This window comes from Labilithrix sp., from assembly GCA_019637155.1.
In the GTDB taxonomy this organism is placed as follows: domain Bacteria; phylum Myxococcota_A; class Polyangia; order Polyangiales; family Polyangiaceae; genus Labilithrix.
The window spans coordinates 58,626-79,396 of sequence record JAHBWE010000026.1; the positions used below are offsets into that span (position 1 = coordinate 58,626).

Consider the following 20,771-nt stretch of genomic DNA (forward strand, 5'->3'; position numbering starts at 1 on the left):
GCACAAGGTCGTTACTTCTGCCGCCACGCCATCCCGTTCGGCTTCTTGCCGACCGGGATCGTCTTCGTGACCTGGCGCGTGGCGACGTCGATGACGGAGACGGTGTTCGCCTCCTGGTTCGTGATGTAGCCGGTCTTCGTGCCACCAAAGGCGATCGCGTGGGCGCCTGCAGCAGTGACGATCTCCCCCTGCTTCGTATCGGCGTCGGCCAGGTTGACGACGACCTTGCCGTTGTCCGTGTCCGTGATCCAGAGCGAGCCGTCTGGAGCCAGCGCCGCGTAGGCGGGCGTGAAGCCGAGGTTGTACGTGAGCTTCACGTCGAGCGTCTTCGTATCGATCGCGCTCAGCGTCTTGCCGGCTTCGTTGTCGACGTACGCGATACCGTTCGAGCCCTGCCACGCACCGACCGGCCCATCGCCGACGGCGATCGTCTTCGTGACCGCTTTCGTGTTCGTATCGATCACCGTGACCGAATCGGCGCTCCCGTTCGCGACGAACGCGTATTTTCCGTCGGCGGAGAACGTCACCTCGGCCGGCGCTGCGCCGACGTCGATCGAGCTCGTGTCCGCGAGCGTCGTGGCGTCGAGCGTCAGAACCTTGCCCGGCTCTGCCATCTGGGTCGTCCAGATCTCGCCCGACGGAGCGAAGGCTGCGTTATGGTTCATCGTCGGGAGCGTGCGGGACTTCAACGTGGCGCCCGTCGTCGCGTCGAGGAGCATCACGATGCCGGGGGTCGGTGTACCGCCGCCGTGGCCCCCATGGCCACCATGACCGGCGCTGAGATCGATCCCTGGCACCGCAAGCGCGAGCTTCGATCGGTCCGGGCTCAAGTACACGTGGTGAGGAAAAGCAGCGTTCTTCAACGCGATGGTGCCGGCGACCTCGTTCGTCTCGGTGTTGATGACGGAGATCGAATTGTCTCCCCCGTTCACGACGTAGAGCGCATCGAACGTGACGGCCGCGATCCCGGTGCTGCTCGCCTCGCCCGTGACCGGAGTCGGCGTATGCGACGGGTCATGTCCACCATCAGCAGCGGCGCCGTGGGACGCATCGTGCTCGGAGCACGCCAGAAAAGACGCGGCGAGGAGGAGAAGGGCAGCAGAGAGGGGTTGGCGCACGATCATGGGCATCTCCGTCAATCTTAGAGGCTCTCGAGCGAAGCGGCTGTAACCGGCGGGGTCACGGGGCGAGTCCGGTAATCCAGCTACGAATGAGCTCGCTGCCGGCGGGATCGACGAGCTTCGTTCCCTTCGGCGGCATCCGGTAGTCGTCGGTCTTCACCATGCGAACGTAGGCCTGGCTCTTCATAGGATCGCCCGGAACGATGACCTCGGTCGTTCCGTCGATCTCGTGAAACGCCTTCGTCCCGAACGTCGTGGTGTACGCGCCGGTCTGCTCGACGGATCGGTCGGCGACAAGCAGACGGAAGTGTATCTTCCGCTTCGTCAGCTCTTCGAGCCGTGAGTTGTGGCAGAAGCCGCAGTTGCCGTGGAGATATGCGACGGCATCGCGGCCTGTGCCTTCACCCGGTACCGTGAAGTCCGCCGCCGGCGGGTTCGTGAAGAGGGCTCGGCCGCTGAGCTCGAGGAGTCGGCCGGTGTCGGCGGGCCGTGCCGGGCTCGTGCTCTCCGGCCGCGAGAGCTCGATCGCAGAGAAGCCGATGACCGTGTCCTTGACGTACGCATGACAGGCGGCGCAGTCGTCCTGGCTCGGGACGTCGTGCGTCGTTCCTAGAGCGTTTCGGACGCCCTCTACGTTGGCGACGGCGTCGCTCCCGTCCGGGAGCCATACGTAGGCGACCTTCCACCAGCTCTCGTGTCCCGGCGTCGCCGCGCGTTTCCAGAGGAAGCGGGTCTCGACGAGCTTGCCGTCCACGCGAAACTCCTTCCAGGCCTTCGTCCCGACCGGGAAAACCCAGTGGTCCGGGTCCTGTGTGTCGACCTTCGATCCCGGCGGCAGATAGAGGTAGCGCGTCTTTTCGGCACCGTCGGCCCAGAGCGGATGGGACGGCGCGAAACGCAGCACGCTCGGAGCGATTGACCGCACTCCATCGGCGTAGAGCCCCGTCTCGCTCAATCGAACGGGACCCGTGTTCGGGTCGCCGGGAGCTGTGGCGTCGGAGCCGTTTGCGGTCTCGTCGCTGCACGAAAGGAGGCAAGCCCCAGCGGACGCGAGTGCGAGCACGAACCGACCGACTCGTTCCGACAGAGCGAATGAGGTCCGCTGCCGGCGCATCGTCTCCCTCTACCACGCCGCGACGCGCCCAACCGTAACCGCGCCGGTTACAAACCTGGCGGCTCGCGCAGATCGTAGATGCGTCCGCTTGACGCCATGGGAGCGGAGCGCAAAAGGTCTGCTCGATGCTCTCACGCCACGTCTACCTGATCGTCTCCTCGGTTTCGCTTCTCGCCGCCTGTGCCGGTGATCCGCCGCCTCCGGCTGCTGCGCCCGCTCCGGTGGCGCCGTCATCCGCGTCTGCAACAGCAACCGCAGCCACCCACGCTGCCGAGCTCAAAGCTGCCGGAGACGCCAAGGTCGGCGACCGAACGAAGTGCCCGACGTCGGGCGAGGAGTTCGTCGTCACGGCCGACTCTCCGAAGGTCGAATACCAGGGGAAAACCTATTATTTCTGTTGCTCCGGCTGCGATAACAAATTCGCCAAGGACCCTGAGAAGTTCCTGAAGAAGCCCGGCGCCTGATCGCGCGGTCATCTCGGTGCCTCGACCTTGCGAAGCGGCGTGGTCCCGATCAGGAACGCGAACTCGTCGAGCGGCGCATTTCGACGGACGAGCTGGCGGACGGCAGGGAGCTCCTTTGCGCGACCCATGACGAAGGCGCCGCGAACGACGGGGCCCCGAACGAACAGCGCTGCAAAGGCGTGGTCCTCGTTGCCGGGGCAGATGACGATGCGATCGTGGTCGTCCGTTGCCCCGAGGACACTCATCCGCACGCCGAACTGCTCGGACCCGGCCCCGGGCGTGATGCTCGGAACGCTCGGCAACCCAGCCATGGCACGTCCAGCGGCGCGTCCTTGCTCGTGAGCGGCGCCGTACTGTTCGAAGCGCGCGTGGCGTCCGGTCTCTCGTAGGAAAGCGCGTGCGACGTCTCCGGCGGCGAAGATCGCGGGATGGTTCGTGCGAAGCTCGGCGTCGACGAGGACGCCATCGTCGAGTCGGAGACCCGAGCCGACGAGCCAGTCGGTCGTCGGGACGACACCAACCGCGACGAGCGCGATGTCGGCTGGAAGCCGTTCCCCGGTGGACAGCTCGACGCCCTCGAGCCGTCCACCGCCGAGGAAAGCGTTCACTCGTGTCTCCGTACGGAGGTCGACGCCTTGGTCGCGATGAAGCTTCGCGATTGCGCCGGCGACCTCGGCTCCATGCAGGAGCCGCGCAAGCGGCTGCCGCCCCGCCTCAAGGAGCGTGACGGTCCGGCCCGCAGCCCGCGCCACCGCCGCGACCTCGAGCCCGATGAACCCGCCGCCGACGACGACCACGCGCTCCGCCTGGTCCAACGCGGCTCGCAGGCGGACTGAGTCGTCGAGCGAGCGCAGGTAGAGGATGCCGTCGAGTGTTTCCCCAGGAACGTGCAGACGTCGCGGCGTGGCGCCGGTCGCGATCAGCAGCCGGCCGAAGGAAAGTTGTTGGCCGTTCGCGAGCTGGACGCTGCGGGCACGGAGGTCGAGGCCGGTCGCGGCGCTCCCACGGACAAGCTCGATTCCGTGGGCCGCGTAGTAGTCCTCTGGGTGGAGCAGCGCGTCCGCGGGCGTCATCGCGCCGCGAAGGAGCTCTTTCGACAGCGGAGGCCGCTCGTACGGCAGAGAAAGCTCGGAGCCGACCATCATGATCGGCTCCGAGCTCCCTACCTCGCGCATCGCTTCGGCGGCTCGCACGGCGGCGAGACCGGTGCCAACGATGACGTTCATGCGTCAGGTCTCCGGTCGCGACTCGTAGCCGGCGTCTGCGATCGCAGCGATGAGGCGCTCTGGCGTCGCTTTCGTCGCGTCGTGCTCCACGCGGACCTTGCCGATCTTCACGTCGAGCTTCTCGATGCCCTCGACGCCGCGAAGAGCGTGCTCGACGTGGCGCACACACGCGGAGCAGGTCATGCCTTCGACTTCCAGAACCGTTGCTTTGGTGGTCATTGCGTCCTCCTAACGGGCTTCGTGCCCGCATCTCGAAGACGCATCCGCCCGCCGGTCATTACAGTGCCTGTGCGAGATAAGCAGCGGGCTGCTGCGGCGGAAGCGTGCCTCGTCAAAGCATTCGCGACAGGTGCTTGAGGAGAGCGGCCGCCGGGCAAGGGCGCAGGAGGAAGAAATCGACGCCGGCCTGCCGAGCACGACCGCGCTCGGGGGTCGCGGCGCGATCGACAAGCGCGAAGATCTTCGGCCCTCGGCTGGCTGCCGTCGCACGTCGGATCTCTGCAGCGAGCTCGATCGTGTCTTCGAGCGGAAGATCCAGGAGCACGACGTCAACCGCTTCGGCGGCGAGAATCGATGCTGCTTCATCATCATCCGCGACGTCGTGCACCGTGAACCCGTTCTGACGGAGGGCGTCCGCCGTGACCGCACGCGTCGGGTCAAAACTGTCCACGACCAGGATGCACGCCACCCCGTCGCCGTAGCAGCCGCCGACCGCCGACGGCGACACTTCCTCGGTCGGAGAACCGTTGGAAGGATGAACCGACAGGCCGCACCGGTCATGCGAGGTCGAAGAATGGTCGCGGCTCGTGGCCGCCGGTCATCGCAGCCATGAGGTGCCGCGGCGTTCGTTCAGTCGCGTCGCGCTCGACACGGGCGTCCCCAAGAGCACGCACGAAATTCTCGATGCCGCGGATGCACTGCGAGCACGTCATCGAGCCTTTGACCTTCAGAAGCGCTTCTTCGATGCTCATGAGTCCTCCGACGGGACTTGTTGCCCCCATCAACAAGACGCAGCCGGGCCCCGCCCATTACACGGCGGCGGCTCGCAGGGCGACGACTCCGGAGTGGCAACGCGCTCGATACTCTCGTCGAGACCGCGCTCGAGCTCGCCGTCGATCGGTGACCTCGCGCGTGCCGAAAATGTGCCTTCCGGCACATGGCGCGGTGCGATTCGGGCGTATGTTTCCTGCACGGTGCGCGCCGCAGAGGAGATGCCTTGAGGTCGAAACGGATCGAAATACTCTTCTTCGCCGGCTGCCCGCACATCGAGCTCGCCACCGCACGGGCGCGAGAAGCGATCGAGGCCTCCAACGTGTCCGCCGACATCGCGCTTCTCGAAGTGACCGACTCCGCGGACGCGATCGCGCGGCGTTTCCTCGGCTCGCCCAGCGTTCGCGTCGATGGGACCGACGTCGATCCGAGCGCGTGGGAACGATCAGACTTTGGACTGCAGTGCCGGGTCTACTCGACCGGTGAGCGCCTCGATGGCGCGCCGCCTTCCGCGTGGATTGCGGCCGCTCTCCAAGACCGAGTCGCCGTCGCACCGCAGCCTTCGGCTCCGCAACACCATGGCTGTTGTGCAGCTTCCGCCGCTCCGCCGGCGCCGCGGCTGTCGACACACCTCCGTTCGATCCTCGACGCGTTGGTCGAACCACTCCTGAATGTCTTCCCGCTCGAGACCGCCCCCGTGATGGTCGCCCTGTTTCGGCAGCTTGCACGGGGAGCCCCGGTCGCGCACGCGGAGCTGGCCCTTTCCACGGGCGGGACCGTCGGCGAGATAGATGACGCGCTCGCGAAGGTGCCGGTGCTGGACTACGTCGACGGGCGCATCGTCGGCGCTGCGCTAACGCTCCGCGAAACACCCTACGCCTTCGAAGTCGAAGGCCGACGGCTCTACACCTGGTGTGCCCTCGATGCGCTCTTCCTCCCGGTGATCCTCGGACGGCGGTGTCGGGTCAGCTCATCGTGTCCTGCGACGGGTCAGTCCGTTCGCCTGGACGTCTCCCCGGACGGAGTCGTGGAGGCGGCCCCCGCGACGGCTGCACTCTCAGCACCGCTCGCTGCGTCGCCCGACGACCTGCGAGCATCGTTCTGCCGGTACGCGCGGTTCTTCACGTCACCCGCGGCCGTGGAACGGTGGGCGCCGGGTGACGATGCCGGCTCGTTGGCGGTCGTGGATGTTCACGAGGCCTTCCAGCTTGCGAAGGCCGTCGCGTCCGCGCTTCGTTGGGCCTGAGAAGCCCGCGCGCGGCCCCTGGGCCGAAAGTCATGGCCGAAAAATGTGCCGATCGGCCTATGGCGCCCCTCCTCCAAAATCGGCACTGTGGCGGCATGAGTGACACGAACCCTGCCACCCCCGCGCCGCCCGCTCCCACCGCTCCCAAGAGGCCGCGGACGGCTCTTCTCTGCGCCGGCATTGCCGTCGTCGGTCTGCTCGTCGCGTATCGGAGGTACGGCGGCTCCGACTGCTGCGCCGGTCAAGAGCAGGCCGCGCAAGCCGCAGCGGGGTCCGCGTCCACGACCACCGCGACCAACCCGAACGCGACGCTGACCGCGGACGAGGCGGTCGATACGGTGTTCGAAGGCTGCAAGGCGTCGTGTGGAAGTCACTCCCCCGCGATGAAGGCCGCCGCACGACCCCAGCCCGGAGCGGTGCTCGGCGAGGTCGTGCACTGTCCCGTGAGCGGTGCGGTCTTCAGGGTGAAGGAGGACGCGGTGAAACGCGAGGTGCTCGGGAAGCCGCTCTACTTCTGCTGCGCGTCCTGCGCCGCGTACTTCGACGCGCACCGAAGCGAGATCCTCACCGCACGCGGCATCCCGTTCGGCGGCGCCTGAGTCGTTGCGGTCATGACGACGCGAACCCTGCTGCGAGCCGTCGGCCTGCTCGCGTGGGCCTTCGCGGGCGTTCCTGCTTTGCTCGGCTTCGGCCACGACCCAGGGTGCATGTCGCTCGCGGGCTTCGCGACGTGGGGTGGGTCTTTCGCCGTCTTCGGCTTCGCGTTCTGGAAGGCCTCCGCGCGCGCGGGCGAGTCCCTCGACGGTGGACGCGCAAGGGTCTGGCTCGGGCTCCAATCCCTTGCGGCGCTCGTCATGCTCTCGCGGATCTGCACCGGCTTCGAGACCTCGCTGCTGATTGTCGTCGGCGTCGAGCTGGGGCTGTTCCTGCCCATGCGCCTCGCGTTGACGTGGCTGGTCCTTCAAAGCGTCGCGCTCTCCCAGCTCGCGATGCTGCAGATGGGCACCGCCGCCGGCCTCAAGTGGTCGATCGGAGCGCTCGGGTTCGGGGCGTTCGCCTTCACCATCGCGGCGATCGCAGGGAGGGAGGCCGCCGCGCGTCGAGAGCTGGCGCGCACCAATGCGGAGCTCGAGGTCGCGCGCGAGCACGTCGCCAGCCTGACCCGAGATGCGGAGCGTCTGCGGATCGCGCGGGAGCTTCATGACCTTCTCGGCCATGACCTCGCGGCGCTTCATCTCAATCTCGAGGCGGCCAAGCACCTCGCCGCCGGAGGCGCTGCTGCCGAACCGATCGCGCGGGCGCAGGATGTCGCGCGCGGCCTTCTCGTCGACCTGCGCAAGGCGGTGAGCGCCCTCCACAGCGATGGAGCGGTCGACGTCGCCGATGCCGTGCGCGCGATTGCCGGAGCCGTGAAGTCGCCGACCATTCACCTCGACGTCCCGGCCAAGCTCGAGATCGCGGATGGTGATCGCGCGAACGCGATCGTGCGTTGTGTGCAGGAGATCGTGACGAACTCGATCAAACACGCGGCCGCGTCGAATCTATGGATCCATCTCGCCGCGAACGACAGCGAGATCGAGATCCGCGCCCACGACGACGGGCGTGCCGTCGGTGACGTCCTCCCCGGGCGCGGGCTCACGGGTATGCGTGAACGCCTGGAAGGGCTTCGCGGAGAGCTGTCGTTCGGCCATCGCGCCTCGGGCACTGGATTCGAGGTGCGGGGGACATTGCCGCGGAGTGCCGCATGATCCGAGTCTGCATCGTCGACGATCAGACCATCGTCCGGCAGGGCCTACGATCGCTGCTCGGCATCGTCCCTGACTTCGAGGTCGTCGCGGAGGCGGGTGACGGCGAGGAAGCGCTCCAGGTCATCGCATCGTGTCGGCCCGACATCGTGCTCCTCGACATCCGAATGCCGAAGCTCGATGGCATCGGCGTCCTCGATGTCCTCGCGAAGCGTCCCGATCCCCCTGCGTGCCTGATCCTGACCACCTTCGATGATGACGAGCTCGTCCTCCGCGGGATCGCGCGCGGTGCTCGCGGCTATCTCCTGAAGGACGTGTCGCTCGAGCAGCTCACGGCCGCGATCCGCACGCTCGCGGACGGCGGAAGCGTGATTGCGCCGGCCGTCACCGACCGTGTCCTCCGCGGAATCGAGCGCTTCGGCGCCGGCTTCGAATCGCTGTCTCCGCCGGAATCCCTTACCAAGCGCGAGATCGAGATCCTGCGAACGATGGCGAGCGGATTCAGCAATCGCGAGATCGCAAAGGCGTGCTTCGTGGCCGAGGGGACGGTAAAGAATCACATCTCGAACATTCTCACGAAGCTGGGCGTTCGCGACCGCACCCGCGCCGTTTTGCGCGCGCTTCACCTCGGATTGATCTGACGATGACGGAACCGGCACTCGCAAACCAGGAATCCCGTGAGTCGAGCGCCATCGCGAGACGCGCGTCTCTCGGCGGGGCCGTGCTCGCGGCGGTCGCGGCGTCTTCGTGTTGCATCGGTCCACTCGTCGTCGCGGCGCTCGGACTCGGCGGCGCCGGCGCGTTCGCCACGATTGGTGCGTACCGGCCGCACATCCTCGTTGGAACTGTCGGACTCCTCGGCGTCGGCTATTACCTGACCTACCGAAAGGCGAAGCCGACGGCAGACGCGTGCGGTTGCGCGACCGCTCGCCGAGGCAAGAGCGCTCGGGCCGCCAAGATCGGGCTCTGGATCGCCACCGGCACGGTCGTTCTGTTCGCCGCGATCCCGTCCGTGCTCGCTCACGTCGCGCGCCAAGACGTCCACGTGCCCGCGGCTCCGGGCGCGACGATGGTGACGGCCGCGATCCACGTTCAAGGGATCGACTGCGAGGGATGTGCAACCGGACTGCGCAAGGCGATGCGCGGCGTCGGCGGCTTCCACGACCTCAAGCTCGACATCCCGCATCAGACCGTCGTCGTGAGCTACGAGCCAGCGCCGGGGCGGCTCGAAGCGTACGCGAAGGCGATCGAGGCCGAGACGGGCTTCGAGGTCGCGCTTCCTCCGATCGCCGCCGCGGGTACGCCCGCCTCGCCCTGACACCGAACCGTCGCTTGCTCGACGCTTTCTTCGCGGGTACCTCAAACGAAGATGAGGTCGACCGTTCAGCTGCTTCCCGCCGCGCTCGTGATGCTCGCGGCATGTCACGAAGGAAGGACGCCCACCGTCCGTCAACCGGCGCCGGAGACGCGCGCCGCTGCTGTCCCGAGTGCGCTGAGCCCGCAGCTCGAGGCTTCGTTCAAAAAGTGGGAGGACGCTGGGCCTTCGGGTGACGACGAGCATCGCGGGCGCCTTGCGCAGCTCGCGACCGCCGTTCGGCGCCGCCTGGATGAGACGAAGCAGGCGGAAGTCCTCTTCGTCTGCACGCACAACTCGCGTCGAAGCCACATGGCGCAGCTCCTTGGTCTCGCGGCCGCCCGCCGGAAGGGCTTGAACGTACGCACGTTCTCCGGCGGAACAGAAGCAACGGCGTTCAACCCGCGAGCGATTGCCGCCTTGCAGCGGGTCGGCTTCGAGATCGGCGCGGGTGACGGGACCAACCCGCACTACTCCGTCCGCATGAGCCCGTCCGTTGATCCGGTCGAAGCGTTCTCGAAGCGCCTGACCGATCCGCCGAACCCGACGTCCGGCTTCATCGTGGTGATGACGTGCTCCCAGGCCGACACCGCATGCCCGTACGTTCAGGGCGCCGTCGCGAGGATCCCCGTGCCGTACGACGACCCCAAGATCGCGGACGGTACGCCCGAGGAGGCCGCACGTTACGACGAGCGCGTCGCGCAGATCGGCCGTGACCTCGCGTGGGTCTTTGGCCGTGTTTCGAGCCCGTGAGCGGAAGCTCCACCTCAACGAGGCTTGCTTCCATAGTTCCAGTGTTCTAGAACAATCGTATGTCTCGTAAGCTGGAGACTCATGCCGAACAGCTTGCGGCGCTGGGCCATCCCGTGCGGCTCGCGATCTTGCGCCACGTCGTTCAAGCCGGACCCGAAGGCGTCGCCGCGGGCGACATCCAGTCGAAGGTCGACATCCCGGCGTCGACGCTGAGCCACCACATCCAGCAGCTCTCGCGGACCGGCCTCGTCGAGGCTCGTCGAGACGGCACGTACATTTACTACAGCGCCCTGGTCGCCAACCTGCGCGCGCTCACGGACTACCTCTGGGAAGACTGCTGCAAGGGCGGCAAGGGCACGTGCTGACGGATTCCGAGCACCCGCTGTTTCGATCCTTCCGCAAGTTTCAAAATAGGAATTTCGCCATGATCAACGTCACCCACCCCTACCTCGGCGGCTTCGATGGCTGACGTCGCCCTCGCGAACGGTCAGGAGGAGCCGACAGCGGCGCCGAAGGTCGCCGCCAAGCTCTCGGTCATCGATCGCTTCCTGCCCATCTGGATCTTCGTCGCCATGGGGCTCGGAGTGGGCCTCGGTCGCCTTTATCCGGCCATCGGGCCGGCGCTCGATACCGTCAAGATCGGAGGCGTCTCGCTGCCGATCGCGATCGGCCTCTTCTGGATGATGTACCCGGTCCTCGCGAAGGTTCGGTACGGCAAGCTCACCTCCGTTGGGGCAAACGCAAAGCTCTTCACCGCCTCGCTGGTCTTCAACTGGGTCCTCGGGCCCATTCTGATGTTCACCCTTGCGTGGCTGCTCTTGCCGGACCTTCCGCACTACCGGACGGGGCTCATCCTCATCGGTCTCGCGCGTTGCATCGCCATGGTTCTCATCTGGAACATGTTGGCGAAAGGCAGCAACGAGATCGCCGCGCTGCTCGTCGCGCTCAACTCGGTATTCCAGATCCTTTTCTACTCGGTGCTGGGCTGGCTCTTCATCACGGTCGTTCCCCGGTGGCTCGGAGCAGAAGGCGCGGCATTCCACGTCTCGATGGCAGAGATCGCGAAGAGCGTGCTGTTGTTCCTCGGGGTGCCGCTCGCCGCGGGTGCACTCACTCGGTCCGTCCTCGTTCGGCGGCGCGGTGAGGATTGGTACACGCGCAGGTTCCTACCGAAGGTCGGTCCGACGGCGCTCCTTGGGCTCCTCTACACGATCGTCCTCATGTTCGCGATGCAGGGCGACAAGATCGTGAGCCTGCCCCTCGACGTTCTGCGCATTTCCGTGCCGCTGGTTCTCTACTTCGGAATCATGTTCACGGCCGCATTCCTTCTTTCGAAGAAGCTTGGGTTCTCCTACGAGGAGACTGCGTCGCTCTCGTTCACGGCGGCGGGGAACAACTTCGAGCTCGCAATCGCCGTCGCGATCGGTCTCTTCGGAATTTCGTCCGGTGAGGCGCTCGCGGGCGTCGTCGGCCCGCTCATCGAGGTCCCTGCGCTCCTTGCGCTCGTGTACCTGTCGCTTTGGTTGAAACGGCGATTGTTCGCCACGGAGGAAGCGCGATGAAGACGGTTCTCTTTGCCTGCGTGCACAACGCGGGACGCTCGCAGATGGCCGCCGCGTGGTTCAATCGACTCGCTGATCCTGCGAAGGCGCGGGCGATCTCGGCCGGGACGGAGCCCGGCACGCGCGTTCACCCGGAGGTCCTCGAGGTCATGAAGGAGGTCGACATCGACCTGTCCGCTCAGCGTCCGACGTATCTCTCGGACGATCTTGCGCGCACCGCGACGATGCTGATCACGATGGGGTGCGGCGAGGCATGCCCGGTCGTCCCGGGCCTCCGACGAGACGATTGGCCGCTCGACGATCCGAAGGGCCGACCCGCTGCCGAGGTCCGACAAATTCGCGACGACATCCGAGGCCGGGTCAGCGAGCTCGTCACGCGCGAAGGCTGGGCCTCCGCCTAGACGCATGAGCGATCTTCCGAATATCGCCCATGAGCATCTGGACATTCCGGATCTGGGCAAGCTGCGCGCGGCGTCCTCCTCGCACCGGCCACGAATCCTCCTGCTGTACGGATCGCTGCGGGAGCGGTCGTACAGCCGGTTCTTGACGCTCGAGGCGGCGCGCCTGCTCGGACACTTCGGCGCCGAGGCACGCGTGTTCGACCCGCGCGGCTTGCCCATGCCGGACAGCACGCCTCCCGATCATCCCAAGGTCCAGGAGCTGCGTGAGCTCTCGAATTGGTCCGAAGGCCACGTCTGGTGCAGTCCAGAACGGCACGGAACGCTCACCGGAATCTTGAAGAGCCAGATCGACTGGCTGCCCTTGAATGTCGGGAGCATTCGGCCCACGCAGGGCAGAACGCTCGCCGTCATGCAGGTCTCGGGCGGTTCGCAGTCGTTCAACGCCGTGAATGCCCTGCGCCTGCTGGGCCGCTGGATGCGGATGTTCACGATTCCGAATCAATCGTCGGTCGCAAAGGCGTTTCAGGAGTTCGACGACGACGGCCGCATGAAGCCCTCGTCGTACTACGACCGCGTCGTCGACGTCATGGAGGAGCTCGTGAAGTTCACGCTCCTCTTGCGTGACCGCTCGACCTACCTCACGGACCGTTACAGCGAGCGAAAGGAAGAAGCTGCGAAGAGCGAGGCTCGCGCGCTCGCCGCGGCGGCGATGAGCCACGAGTCGAAGGGCGAAGCTGGGCAGCGGCAATCGGGGGGATCATGAAAAGAAGCTTCGCAATCGGATCGGGGATGCTGGCCGTCTCGACGGCGTGCGCGCCGCCGCCGCAAGAAGGCCGCCTCTATCGCCATGATGTAGCGGCGGTCTCTCGGTTCACGATCGAGAATACTTCGGCGGCTTCGGCGAACGCGTCCGCAGAGCTTGCGGATGGCACGCGCTGCGAGGGCCGCGTCTCGCGAACGGACAGAGCCGACAACGCGCGCTCGGTGGATTCGGACAGCGATGCGACGACGGATGCAGGTGTCGCTGTTCTCGTCTGTCGATCCAATGCGGTTCTGCGGTGCAGGCTCGTGCACCGGATCGCCGAGACGTACGCCTTCGGCGAGTGTGCCGACCAGTATGGCGTTCGCTACACCGTCGTCTTCTGAGCCGCGAAGCCGTCGCGTGCCCAGGCCCAGGCCATCGCGCCCGCCACCGCGGTCAGAACGGCGAGCCCGAGGAACGGGATCGCGTACGAGGCCGCCATCGTCTTCAGCAGGCCAACCGCGAGGGGCGCCGCCGCGCGGGCCGCGTTCGCTACCGTCGCGACGCGCCCGCTGACCGCGCCGTAGCGCTCCGTTCCGAAGACGTCCGCGATCACGACCGCACGTTCGAGCGTCATCAGGCCGTTCGCGGCTCCGAACACGAGCGCGGAGGCGATCGCGACCGGATGGGCCGTCGCGAGCACCCCGACGAGGCTCAGGGCCTGAACGCCGAGGAGCACCGGAAGCCTCGCGCGCGCGCCGAGGAGGCGCTGGAACGTTTGGTAAAGGAGGCGAGCCGGGACCTGCGCGGCCCCGAGCAACCCTGTGACCGCTGCTGCCGCCGTCAGCTCGAATCCATTCTCGCGGAGATGGGTGACGAGATGCACCGTCACGCCGGCCGAGGCGAACGCTTGCAGGCTGAAGACGGCGGCGAGCACGGGAAAGCCGTCCGACGCGTGCGTGGACGCCCTGGCGGCGGGGGTGGGCTCCCGCCCTGGCTTCGCGGCTGCATGATGGCGCGGCAGCGCCGCGTTCAGCGGGACGACCGTCACCAGCGCGACCAACGCGAGGAGCAGCACGCTCCGCTCGTGACCGAAGCGCTCGTACAGCGCAGCCGTCAGCGGAACGAAGATCGTGCTGGCGAAGCCAGCGACCAGCGTCACGCTGAGCAGCGCACGGGACCGCTCATTCGGGTCCGAAAACCACTTCGCGATCGCCGCGAACGCAGGCTCGTAGAGCACGGCGGCTTGGCTCACCCCGATCAGCGCCCACGCGACATAGAAGGCGGCAAGAGTGTCGACCGAAGCGAGCGACGCGAAGGCTCCCACTCCGAGAAGGGCGCCGAGGGTCATCACCGGACGCGGCCCCCACCGATCGATGCTCGCGCCAGCAACCCACGCAGTCGCGGCCGAAGCGAGAATCGCGCCGGAGAACGCACCGGCGATCGACGCCTCGGAGGCCTGCAGGTGCGATGCGAACGGTCGAAGAAGGACTCCGAAGGAGTAATAGAGGATCCCCCACGCGACGGTCTCCGAGATGGATAGCATCGCGACGGCCCGCCACGGCCTCACCGCGCTTCCGATCGGTGAGGCCGTCATCGACATCGATTAGCGGCAGCCGCAGGAGGACGGCTTCGCCGTCGCGCTCGCCGTCCCGCAGCACTCTGGCTTGGCGGACGGCTCGCAGCACGTCTCCTTTTCGCTCGGCGAACAGCAACTCGCCTTCGGGGCGCTCGTGTTCTGGGTCGTCGACCCCATTGTCTTCGTCACTTCGTCGTTCGTCTTCATTCGTCAGCTCCAGGTTTGGACCCCTCTCGAGGCTCTCACTCCTGAAGACGTGGACCGGTGACGAAGGACGCAGAATCGATCAGCACGACCTGCAAGATCCTCTGCTCCGCGGACGGCACGAGACGAAGTTGCCGTGTGCGTCGACCTCGAAGTCGCAGCACGCGCGCACGATGCCTTCGAGCAGGTGCTTCGCGCGCTGCACGCGCGACTTGGCGCCGGAGAGGGACAGCCCGACGCGTTGCGCCAGCTCCCGCTGCGTAAGCCCGTCGATCTCGGTGAGCTCGAGCGCGACGCGGTACTCCTCCGGCAAGAGATCCATCATCGGGCGGAACCAGGCCGCCATCTCCTCGTTGAAGTTGGCCTCGGGCTCCGGCGCGACGGGCTCGTCCACTTCATCGAGAGAAGTATGCGTGCGCGTCTTGCGCTTCCGCAGATGGTCGATCACGACGTTGCGGGCGATGCGAAACAACCACGGCGCGAGGCGCTCGGCGTCGCGCAGCTCCGTCGCGCTCTCGTGCACCTTGAGGAAGACCTCCTGCACGAGGTCATCCGTCGCCGCGGGCTCGACCCGACGCGCGATGAAGCGATGCACGTCGGCACGCAGCGAGAGGTGCGCACGGTCGAGCCGATCGACGGTCGGGGCCTCCAGGTTCGAGGTCACGTCGTCGAGAGTAGCAGTCGCCATCGTCATGTCCTTCAAGACGAAGGACGACGCGAATGGACGCAACAAAGTCGCTGAAGCGCGTTTCCTAGCGGTTTCGAGACGTCTTCAACCGCAGCACGACGCCGCCGGACCTGGAGCGGGGCGCGGGCCGCAGCAGGAGGTCGTCGCCGCCACCGGCGCGGCTTCCGCGGGAGCGCAGCACGAGCTCCCAGGCTCCGCGCTTGCGGTCGAGCACACGCCCGTCTCGGGGAGGTCGAGCTCGACGCGCGTCGCCGCTTCGCGGTCTCCGGCCAGCATCGCGACGACGGAGCGGGCTTGCTCGTACCCGGTGGCGAGCAGGAACGTCGGCGCCCGACCATAGCTCTTGCTGCCGATGATGTAGAAGCTCGGCTCGGGGTGGGCGAGCTCGACGGCGCCGTGCGGACGCACGGTCCCGCAGCTGTGCTCGTTCGGGTCGATGAGTGGCCCGATTTGCTTTGCAGACTCCAGCCACGGATCGAGCTCGAGGCGCAGCTCCCGGTTGATGCCGAGGTCGGGCCGCTGACCGGTTGCCGCGATGATGGTGTCGATGTTCATGATCCGGTGTGCTTCACCATCGCGAAAGCCGCTCGCGTCGATCGCGTCGCCCGAGACGGACCGTGTCAGTTGAAGGATCGAGAAGCCGCGCACGAGCTCGAGCCGACCCGACTCCACGAGTCCGCGCAGGCGCGCTCCCAGCTCACCGCGCGCGGGCAACCCATCAGCCTCGCCGCCGCCGAAGACTCGCGTCAGGTCCTGGCTGCGAGTCGACCACACGACGCGCGTCGTGGCGTTCTCCGCGGCGATGTCGACGAGCGCGAGGATGGCATTGGCCGCGGAGTGCCCGGCGCCGACGACGAGGGTGGTCTTCCCTTCGTAGCGCTCGCGGTCGCGACCGGCGACGTCCGGGATGCCATAGCGGATCCGCTCGGCGAGCTGCTCCTCACCGATGGCGCGGAGACCGGCGGCGCCGATTGGGTTCGGCGTTGCCCACGTTCCTGACGCATCGATCACAGCCCGCGCGAGCAGATCGCGCTCATCTCCGCGCGCGTCACGGACGCGGACGACGAACGGGATCGTGTCTCGGTCTCGGGTCCTCATCTTGTCGGTACCGAGCCGCGTGATCGAGATCACGCGGTGCCCGAAGCGGATCTGGTCGGCTTTCTCGAGTATCCGGGCGAGTGGCCGGAGATACTGCTCGACGAGCTCTCCGCCCGTCGGAAGCCCCTCGGGGGCCGGCGCAGTCCAGCCTTCGCCTTCGAGCAGCTTCGCCGCGACCTTGTCGACGTTGTAACGCCAGGGGGAGAACAACCGCACGTGCCCCCAATCGCGAACGTTCGCGGCGACATCATCTCCCGCCTCGAGGACGAGCGCCGGCATGCTGCGGGAGAGGAGATGCGCGGCTGCGGCGAGGCCGACAGGCCCCCCACCGATCACGACCGTCGGAAGATTGGCGTTCACCATCGTCTGCATCAGATCCTCCTGCATCAGCGAATGTCTTCGAGGACCAAGACGTGCCCGGTCCGAAAAGGACGCAATATTCGCCATCGCCTGAGGCGCGGGGCCGCCTTCGGCTAGAAGAGAGTTTCGTAGCCGCGGCTGATTAGTTCGTCTATTCTAGAACAATCGACGAATGCGATGTGGCGCAGCACGGGGTGCGTGGTGCGCGGCTGTCGTCGCCTGCGCCGTTTCCTGCACGGGCTTTCCGAAGCAGCCCGACCCGGGGCCCACCTGGTCGCGCGACAAGCTCGACGCCATCGATCGAGTGACCGCGGCGCATTGTGAGCTGCGCCGCACGTGTCGCCACGATTCCAGCGAGCTTCAAGCTTGCGTCGATCAGCACCGGCTCACGACGGCGAAGGACCTTCAACTGTCCCGGTGCTCCGGGCCTGTCAGCTCCAGGATGCTCGAATATTGTGTTCGCGGGGTGCAGAGCGAGCCATGCGCGAAGGAATTGGAGAACGTCAGCCGCATCGAGCCGTGCACCGTCGGTTCATTGTGCGTTCTCGGCCGCCCGTAGTCGCTCGACTCGCGAGACCTAGCCTTTGAATACTTCTCCTCTGACCGTGGGCCGTTGCGCGCACGTAGCGCGCCTGACGTCGCTCACTTCGGCGTAAGCGGTCCACGCCGACGGTTGATCTGGCATTTGCTTCGGACCCATCCGGCCGCAACGTCTTTCCGACATCGATGCGGTCGAGTCCATGCCGGGAAGGTCATTGAGCTTCCAGTCGAAGACCGTCTTGTAGAAACTCTTCGCCACCTCCCACATCATCCGTCGAGCTCGATGTGAACGAACGGGCAAGAAGTCACGCGGTCGCTACGCATCGGCCGCGCGATTGAGTCGAACGTCAGCAACGCTTCGGTCATGGTCGACGCAGGCTTCGTCGAACGGATTCTTTTCGATGCGCTCGGCAGTGGCGGCGGCGCCGCCCGCATCGGGACGCCTCGCGGAGCGCGGACGTACGGCTGGCTTACTCGGCGCTCGCGGACGACGCGCTGCGAGCTCGCACGCCACCGACGAATTGCGCGCGAGGCGGTGACGTGTTCATGGATCGACGAGGCGTTCGGTTGACGCTCGCGGGACGAGACGTGAAGCGCGGCGCTTGACAGCTTTTCTCGATAATACGCAGGAGGTCATGCCGTCGTGCCTCGTCTCGCGAGCCGATAGGCGCGGACGACCGCAGTGACGCACGTCTCGGCGACCCGAAGGAGTTCCTCGTCTTGACCATCGAGCAGCGCAACGATCCGGCGCAACGACGCCGAGCTCTTCTTCGACGGCGCAGTCTTCATGTCAGGATCGAAGAAAGCGAGCGGCGATACTCCGAGCGCTTCGGCAACGGACTCGATCGTGTCGAGTGTCGGAGTGCGCGACCCGCCTTCGATTCTGCTGATCGCATCGACCGAAATGCCAGCTCGCTCGCACAATTCCTCTTGCGTGAAGCCGCGTTCGCCCCGCAGCTCGCGCACCCGGCGCCGTATGACATCTCGGAGCTTGTTTGGCGCGCGAGGCATACCGTCGATTTGGCGTGAGGCACAAATTTGCTGAAGCGACAGAAGCACATGTCGTAGACTTGGTGCGAAGCACAAGACGCGGGAGCGCGTCTCGCGAGTCGAGGGAGGGATATGTCGGCAGTAGAAGACGAGCTCCTCGTTCGCGCCCGGTTAAGAGTCGGCCAGCTGCTCGCCAACAAGTACCGCATCGAACGCGTGCTCGGCGTCGGCGGCATGGCGGCGGTCTCGCCGCGACGCACCGCAATGGCCGCCGCGTCGCCGTCAAGTTGCTCCACCCGGAGCTGTCGATGCGCTCCGATATCCGGCAGCGATTCATCCGTGAGAGTCACGCTGCGAACGCTGTTGATCACCCAGGCGTCGTCGCGGTCATCGACGACGACGTCGCGGAAGATGGCGCCGCGTTCCTCGTCATGGAGCTTCTCGCGGGGCAGTCTGTCGAAGAGCTCTGGGAGCGCCGCGGTCAGCGCCTCGATGTACGGACTGCGCTCGCAATCGGGCGTGAGCTCTGCGAAGTCTTGGAGGTCGCGCATCGCGCCGGCGTCGTCCACCGGGACGTGAAGCCCGCGAACATTTTTGTCACCGACGAAGGCCGCTTGAAGGTGCTCGACTTCGGGATCGCGCGTGCGCGCGACATCGCCAGCACCCAGCTGACCGACACAGGAATGGTGCTCGGCACGCCGGCCTTCATGGCTCCCGAGCAGGCGGCAGGGCAAACGAGTCAGGTCGACAAGCGGACGGACGTTTGGGCCATCGGCGCAACTTTGTTCGCTTTGATCTCCGGTCGCGTCGTCCACGAAGGTGAAACGCCGCAACACGTCGCCATCCTCGCGGCCACGCGACCGGCTCGCTCCCTCGCTGCGGTGGCGCCAGACGCACCCGCCGCGGTCGTTTCGCTCGTCGACCGTGCGCTCGTGCTCGACAAGGAAGCTCGCTGGTCTAGCGCCGACGATCTCCGGACGGCTATCGAGGAGGCGAGCATGATGCTTTTCGGCGACCGCGTCCTTCCTATCTTGCGGAGTGAAGCATCCACGGCTCGCGCGCCCGACGTCGGCGTCACCGACGACACGATTCCGCAGACGAAGCCGCTCGGCACGACGACGGCGCGCCCGGTGTCGAGCTCCGCGCCAACAAGACGGCGGACCGCGAGACCGATCCGTCTGCGCCCAGCTATCGCGACGCTGGCGTCCGCTTTCGCGCGCCTGCAACTCGTCATTGGACGAACGACCGGCGGCGCTCCGGTGTCGAGCATGGCGCCGACCGCGCCGCACCCCGCAACCCCCGCGGTCACTGCGCGAGCCTCGTCAAGTGGCCGGTGGCTACTTGGCGTCGCTGCAGTCGCGCTGGGCGCGTTCTTGATCGTCGTGCTTCCACGGCTGTACGCGCGCTCGAGTGAACGAGCGGCACATCACGAAAACGTTGAGGCCTTGTCGACAGTAGCCGATGGGGCTCGTGTCGCCTCAGCCGCGAGTGCGTCGGCGATCGAGCTCGATACCGCGCCACCGCCCCCGCCGTCTTCTCTGGTGCGGCCGAACGGTTCGTCTTCCGCAAAGGTCGTGCGGCCGACACACGTAAGCACACCGCTCAAGCCCCGTGCGCAACAAGCTGCCGTCGACGCCGGGCATCCGAATTGTTCGTCGCCGAGCTACGTCGACTCCTCGGGCAAGACGATCTGGAAGAAGGAGTGTCTGTGAGACCGCAGGTTCTTCGCGTCCTCTGCTTCGCAGCCAGCGCAATGACGTCATCGTTCGCGCTCGCTGACCCAACGAAAGACGAGTGCATCGCCGCAAACGAGGGCGGCCAGGATCTTCAACGCGATGGTCACCTTCGGGCTGCCGTCGAGCGCTTCGCGTCATGCGCCGTTCCAGCATGTCCTGGCCCGCTGCGCGCCGATTGCGTACGACGGCGGGACGAGGCGCAGCGGGTCACGCCGGAGGTCGAGCTCATGGTCTTCGACCCGGAGGGTCGCTCCGTCCCGAGCCTCGAGGTGCGAATCGACGGATCGCTCGTTGATCCGCTTCCAAAGCTGCCAGTGGATCCTGGCGCGCATGTCGTCGAGCTCCGCGCGCATGGCTACGTGACCGTCACTCGCCGACTCGAACTCCACGCGGGCGATCGCATACATGAAGACCTCGTCATGAGACGGCAGACGCCAACGGGTTCGACGGCTCGCGGCTCCGCGCACGACGACGGTGACACGGCGACAGAGAACGCCGGCGGCTCGAAGCGAACACTTGCGTACGTCCTCGGCGGTGCCGGCGTGCTCGCGATCGGCGTGGGCGCTGTGAGCGGTGTCATTGCGCTGAACGCCAAGAGCGATCGCGACGACGCCTGTCGCGGCGACTACCCGGCGTGTACCGACCCCTCTCGAGGTGACTACCTCAAAGACCGCGATGGCCGGATCGCGACGGCCGGAAACATCGCGACGGTCGCGTTCGTTGGAGGAGCCCTTCTGGTCGTCGCAAGCACGTGGTTGTTCCTCACGAGTCGTCCCCGTCCGGCACGGGCCGCGCTTCAGCCGTGGCAAGGAGCTCTGACGACGGGCACGCTCCTGTGGTGACGCGAGATGTGCGATC

General features: G+C 66.6%; 25 protein-coding genes. 15 read left to right on the forward strand and 10 right to left on the reverse strand.

Annotated elements, in window-relative coordinates:
* Window positions 1–11: 11 nt before the first annotated feature.
* Complete coding sequence (locus KF837_39965; protein MBX3233568.1) at window positions 12–1,124, reverse strand: hypothetical protein; 1,113 nt, start codon at window positions 1,122–1,124, stop codon at window positions 12–14.
* Window positions 1,125–1,179: 55 nt separating this feature from the next.
* Window positions 1,180–2,235, reverse strand: coding sequence for a hypothetical protein (locus KF837_39970; GenBank protein MBX3233569.1), 1,056 nt, complete (start codon window positions 2,233–2,235; stop codon window positions 1,180–1,182).
* Window positions 2,236–2,360: 125 nt separating this feature from the next.
* Here KF837_39970 and KF837_39975 point away from each other — a divergent pair, with 125 nt between their 5' ends.
* Window positions 2,361–2,699, forward strand: coding sequence for a YHS domain-containing protein (locus KF837_39975; protein MBX3233570.1), 339 nt, complete (start codon window positions 2,361–2,363; stop codon window positions 2,697–2,699).
* 8 nt (window positions 2,700–2,707) lie between these two features.
* Here KF837_39975 and KF837_39980 read toward each other — a convergent pair whose 3' ends face one another.
* From KF837_39980 to KF837_39995, 4 genes are all read right to left on the reverse strand, one after another.
* Complete coding sequence (locus tag KF837_39980) at window positions 2,708–3,925, reverse strand: FAD-dependent oxidoreductase (protein ID MBX3233571.1); 1,218 nt, start codon at window positions 3,923–3,925, stop codon at window positions 2,708–2,710.
* 3 nt (window positions 3,926–3,928) lie between these two features.
* Window positions 3,929–4,144 (reverse strand): heavy-metal-associated domain-containing protein, encoded by a 216-nt coding sequence (locus KF837_39985; GenBank protein ID MBX3233572.1) that lies wholly within the window; start codon window positions 4,142–4,144, stop codon window positions 3,929–3,931.
* A gap of 112 nt (window positions 4,145–4,256) precedes the next feature.
* Window positions 4,257–4,613 carry a response regulator transcription factor gene (locus KF837_39990; protein MBX3233573.1) on the reverse strand — a complete coding sequence of 119 codons (357 nt, stop codon included), beginning with the start codon at window positions 4,611–4,613 and terminating at the stop codon, window positions 4,257–4,259.
* Between the two features lie 88 nt (window positions 4,614–4,701).
* Window positions 4,702–4,896 carry a hypothetical protein gene (locus KF837_39995; protein MBX3233574.1) on the reverse strand — a complete coding sequence of 65 codons (195 nt, stop codon included), beginning with the start codon at window positions 4,894–4,896 and terminating at the stop codon, window positions 4,702–4,704.
* 245 nt (window positions 4,897–5,141) lie between these two features.
* Here KF837_39995 and KF837_40000 point away from each other — a divergent pair, with 245 nt between their 5' ends.
* The 11 genes from KF837_40000 to KF837_40050 all read left to right on the forward strand — a co-directional run bounded on the left by KF837_40000 (window position 5,142) and on the right by KF837_40050 (window position 13,122).
* Complete coding sequence (locus KF837_40000) at window positions 5,142–6,161, forward strand: hypothetical protein (GenBank protein ID MBX3233575.1); 1,020 nt, start codon at window positions 5,142–5,144, stop codon at window positions 6,159–6,161.
* A gap of 95 nt (window positions 6,162–6,256) precedes the next feature.
* Window positions 6,257–6,760, forward strand: coding sequence for a hypothetical protein (locus tag KF837_40005; GenBank protein ID MBX3233576.1), 504 nt, complete (start codon window positions 6,257–6,259; stop codon window positions 6,758–6,760).
* Between the two features lie 12 nt (window positions 6,761–6,772).
* Complete coding sequence (locus tag KF837_40010; GenBank protein MBX3233577.1) at window positions 6,773–7,909, forward strand: sensor histidine kinase; 1,137 nt, start codon at window positions 6,773–6,775, stop codon at window positions 7,907–7,909.
* Window positions 7,906–8,547, forward strand: coding sequence for a response regulator transcription factor (locus KF837_40015; protein MBX3233578.1), 642 nt, complete (start codon window positions 7,906–7,908; stop codon window positions 8,545–8,547). Before KF837_40010 ends, KF837_40015 begins: the two co-directional genes overlap by 4 nt.
* An 80-nt stretch (window positions 8,548–8,627) precedes the next feature.
* Entirely contained in the window at window positions 8,628–9,224 is a 597-nt protein-coding gene (locus tag KF837_40020) for a heavy-metal-associated domain-containing protein (protein ID MBX3233579.1), read from the forward strand.
* Window positions 9,225–9,311: 87 nt separating this feature from the next.
* A complete protein-coding gene (locus tag KF837_40025) occupies window positions 9,312–10,013 on the forward strand; it encodes a hypothetical protein (protein MBX3233580.1) in 702 nt (233 codons plus the stop codon).
* Between the two features lie 59 nt (window positions 10,014–10,072).
* Entirely contained in the window at window positions 10,073–10,378 is a 306-nt protein-coding gene (locus KF837_40030) for a helix-turn-helix transcriptional regulator (GenBank protein ID MBX3233581.1), read from the forward strand.
* A 96-nt stretch (window positions 10,379–10,474) separates the two neighbouring features.
* A complete protein-coding gene (gene arsB / locus KF837_40035) occupies window positions 10,475–11,575 on the forward strand; it encodes an ACR3 family arsenite efflux transporter (GenBank protein MBX3233582.1) in 1,101 nt (366 codons plus the stop codon).
* Window positions 11,572–11,976, forward strand: coding sequence for an arsenate reductase ArsC (locus KF837_40040; protein ID MBX3233583.1), 405 nt, complete (start codon window positions 11,572–11,574; stop codon window positions 11,974–11,976). Before arsB ends, KF837_40040 begins: the two co-directional genes overlap by 4 nt.
* Before the next feature lie 4 nt (window positions 11,977–11,980).
* The gene (gene arsH, locus KF837_40045) at window positions 11,981–12,739 is read left to right on the forward strand and encodes an arsenical resistance protein ArsH (GenBank protein ID MBX3233584.1); all 759 of its coding nucleotides are present in this window, start codon (window positions 11,981–11,983) and stop codon (window positions 12,737–12,739) included.
* A gap of 26 nt (window positions 12,740–12,765) precedes the next feature.
* Window positions 12,766–13,122: a hypothetical protein gene (locus KF837_40050; GenBank protein ID MBX3233585.1), complete on the forward strand. Its 357-nt coding sequence runs from the start codon at window positions 12,766–12,768 to the stop codon at window positions 13,120–13,122.
* Here KF837_40050 and KF837_40055 read toward each other — a convergent pair.
* Window positions 13,104–14,315: an MFS transporter gene (locus KF837_40055; protein MBX3233586.1), complete on the reverse strand. Its 1,212-nt coding sequence runs from the start codon at window positions 14,313–14,315 to the stop codon at window positions 13,104–13,106. The genes KF837_40050 and KF837_40055 overlap by 19 nt on opposite strands.
* Before the next feature lie 70 nt (window positions 14,316–14,385).
* Between KF837_40055 and KF837_40060 the strand changes: the two genes are divergently transcribed.
* Window positions 14,386–14,565 carry a hypothetical protein gene (locus KF837_40060; GenBank protein ID MBX3233587.1) on the forward strand — a complete coding sequence of 60 codons (180 nt, stop codon included), beginning with the start codon at window positions 14,386–14,388 and terminating at the stop codon, window positions 14,563–14,565.
* An 18-nt stretch (window positions 14,566–14,583) separates the two neighbouring features.
* Here KF837_40060 and KF837_40065 read toward each other — a convergent pair whose 3' ends face one another.
* From KF837_40065 to KF837_40075, 3 genes are all read right to left on the reverse strand, one after another.
* Window positions 14,584–15,189, reverse strand: coding sequence for a sigma-70 family RNA polymerase sigma factor (locus KF837_40065; protein ID MBX3233588.1), 606 nt, complete (start codon window positions 15,187–15,189; stop codon window positions 14,584–14,586).
* An 84-nt stretch (window positions 15,190–15,273) separates the two neighbouring features.
* A complete protein-coding gene (locus KF837_40070) occupies window positions 15,274–16,674 on the reverse strand; it encodes an NAD(P)-binding domain-containing protein (protein MBX3233589.1) in 1,401 nt (466 codons plus the stop codon).
* Between the two features lie 1,146 nt (window positions 16,675–17,820).
* Window positions 17,821–18,153 carry a helix-turn-helix transcriptional regulator gene (locus tag KF837_40075; GenBank protein ID MBX3233590.1) on the reverse strand — a complete coding sequence of 111 codons (333 nt, stop codon included), beginning with the start codon at window positions 18,151–18,153 and terminating at the stop codon, window positions 17,821–17,823.
* Between the two features lie 311 nt (window positions 18,154–18,464).
* On the opposite strand from KF837_40075, the gene KF837_40080 reads away from it, so the two are divergent.
* Window positions 18,465–19,889, forward strand: a complete 1,425-nt coding sequence (locus tag KF837_40080; GenBank protein MBX3233591.1) for a serine/threonine protein kinase — start codon at window positions 18,465–18,467, stop codon at window positions 19,887–19,889.
* Window positions 19,890–20,140: 251 nt separating this feature from the next.
* Window positions 20,141–20,755: a hypothetical protein gene (locus KF837_40085; protein MBX3233592.1), complete on the forward strand. Its 615-nt coding sequence runs from the start codon at window positions 20,141–20,143 to the stop codon at window positions 20,753–20,755.
* The last annotated feature ends 16 nt before the right edge of the window (window positions 20,756–20,771 follow it).

Excerpts from the sequence above, each read along its gene's own strand:
- KF837_39975 (MBX3233570.1), top strand. The coding sequence starts at position 2,361 with ATGCTCTCACGCCACGTCTACCTGATCGTCTCCTCGGTTTCGCTTCTC.
- KF837_40015 (MBX3233578.1), top strand. The coding sequence starts at position 7,906 with ATGATCCGAGTCTGCATCGTCGACGATCAGACCATCGTCCGGCAGGGC.
- arsH (MBX3233584.1), top strand. The coding sequence starts at position 11,981 with ATGAGCGATCTTCCGAATATCGCCCATGAGCATCTGGACATTCCGGAT.
- KF837_39985 (MBX3233572.1), bottom strand. The coding sequence starts at position 4,144 with ATGACCACCAAAGCAACGGTTCTGGAAGTCGAAGGCATGACCTGCTCC.
- KF837_40055 (MBX3233586.1), bottom strand. The coding sequence starts at position 14,315 with ATGACGGCCTCACCGATCGGAAGCGCGGTGAGGCCGTGGCGGGCCGTC.
- KF837_39970 (MBX3233569.1), bottom strand. The coding sequence starts at position 2,235 with ATGCGCCGGCAGCGGACCTCATTCGCTCTGTCGGAACGAGTCGGTCGG.
- KF837_40085 (MBX3233592.1), top strand. The coding sequence starts at position 20,141 with ATGGTCTTCGACCCGGAGGGTCGCTCCGTCCCGAGCCTCGAGGTGCGA.
- KF837_40010 (MBX3233577.1), top strand. The coding sequence starts at position 6,773 with ATGACGACGCGAACCCTGCTGCGAGCCGTCGGCCTGCTCGCGTGGGCC.
- KF837_40050 (MBX3233585.1), top strand. The coding sequence starts at position 12,766 with ATGCTGGCCGTCTCGACGGCGTGCGCGCCGCCGCCGCAAGAAGGCCGC.
- KF837_39995 (MBX3233574.1), bottom strand. The coding sequence starts at position 4,896 with ATGAGCATCGAAGAAGCGCTTCTGAAGGTCAAAGGCTCGATGACGTGC.
- KF837_40040 (MBX3233583.1), top strand. The coding sequence starts at position 11,572 with ATGAAGACGGTTCTCTTTGCCTGCGTGCACAACGCGGGACGCTCGCAG.
- KF837_39980 (MBX3233571.1), bottom strand. The coding sequence starts at position 3,925 with ATGAACGTCATCGTTGGCACCGGTCTCGCCGCCGTGCGAGCCGCCGAA.
- KF837_40070 (MBX3233589.1), bottom strand. The coding sequence starts at position 16,674 with ATGCAGGAGGATCTGATGCAGACGATGGTGAACGCCAATCTTCCGACG.
- KF837_40030 (MBX3233581.1), top strand. The coding sequence starts at position 10,073 with ATGTCTCGTAAGCTGGAGACTCATGCCGAACAGCTTGCGGCGCTGGGC.
- arsB (MBX3233582.1), top strand. The coding sequence starts at position 10,475 with ATGGCTGACGTCGCCCTCGCGAACGGTCAGGAGGAGCCGACAGCGGCG.
- KF837_40065 (MBX3233588.1), bottom strand. The coding sequence starts at position 15,189 with ATGGCGACTGCTACTCTCGACGACGTGACCTCGAACCTGGAGGCCCCG.
- KF837_40005 (MBX3233576.1), top strand. The coding sequence starts at position 6,257 with ATGAGTGACACGAACCCTGCCACCCCCGCGCCGCCCGCTCCCACCGCT.
- KF837_39965 (MBX3233568.1), bottom strand. The coding sequence starts at position 1,124 with ATGATCGTGCGCCAACCCCTCTCTGCTGCCCTTCTCCTCCTCGCCGCG.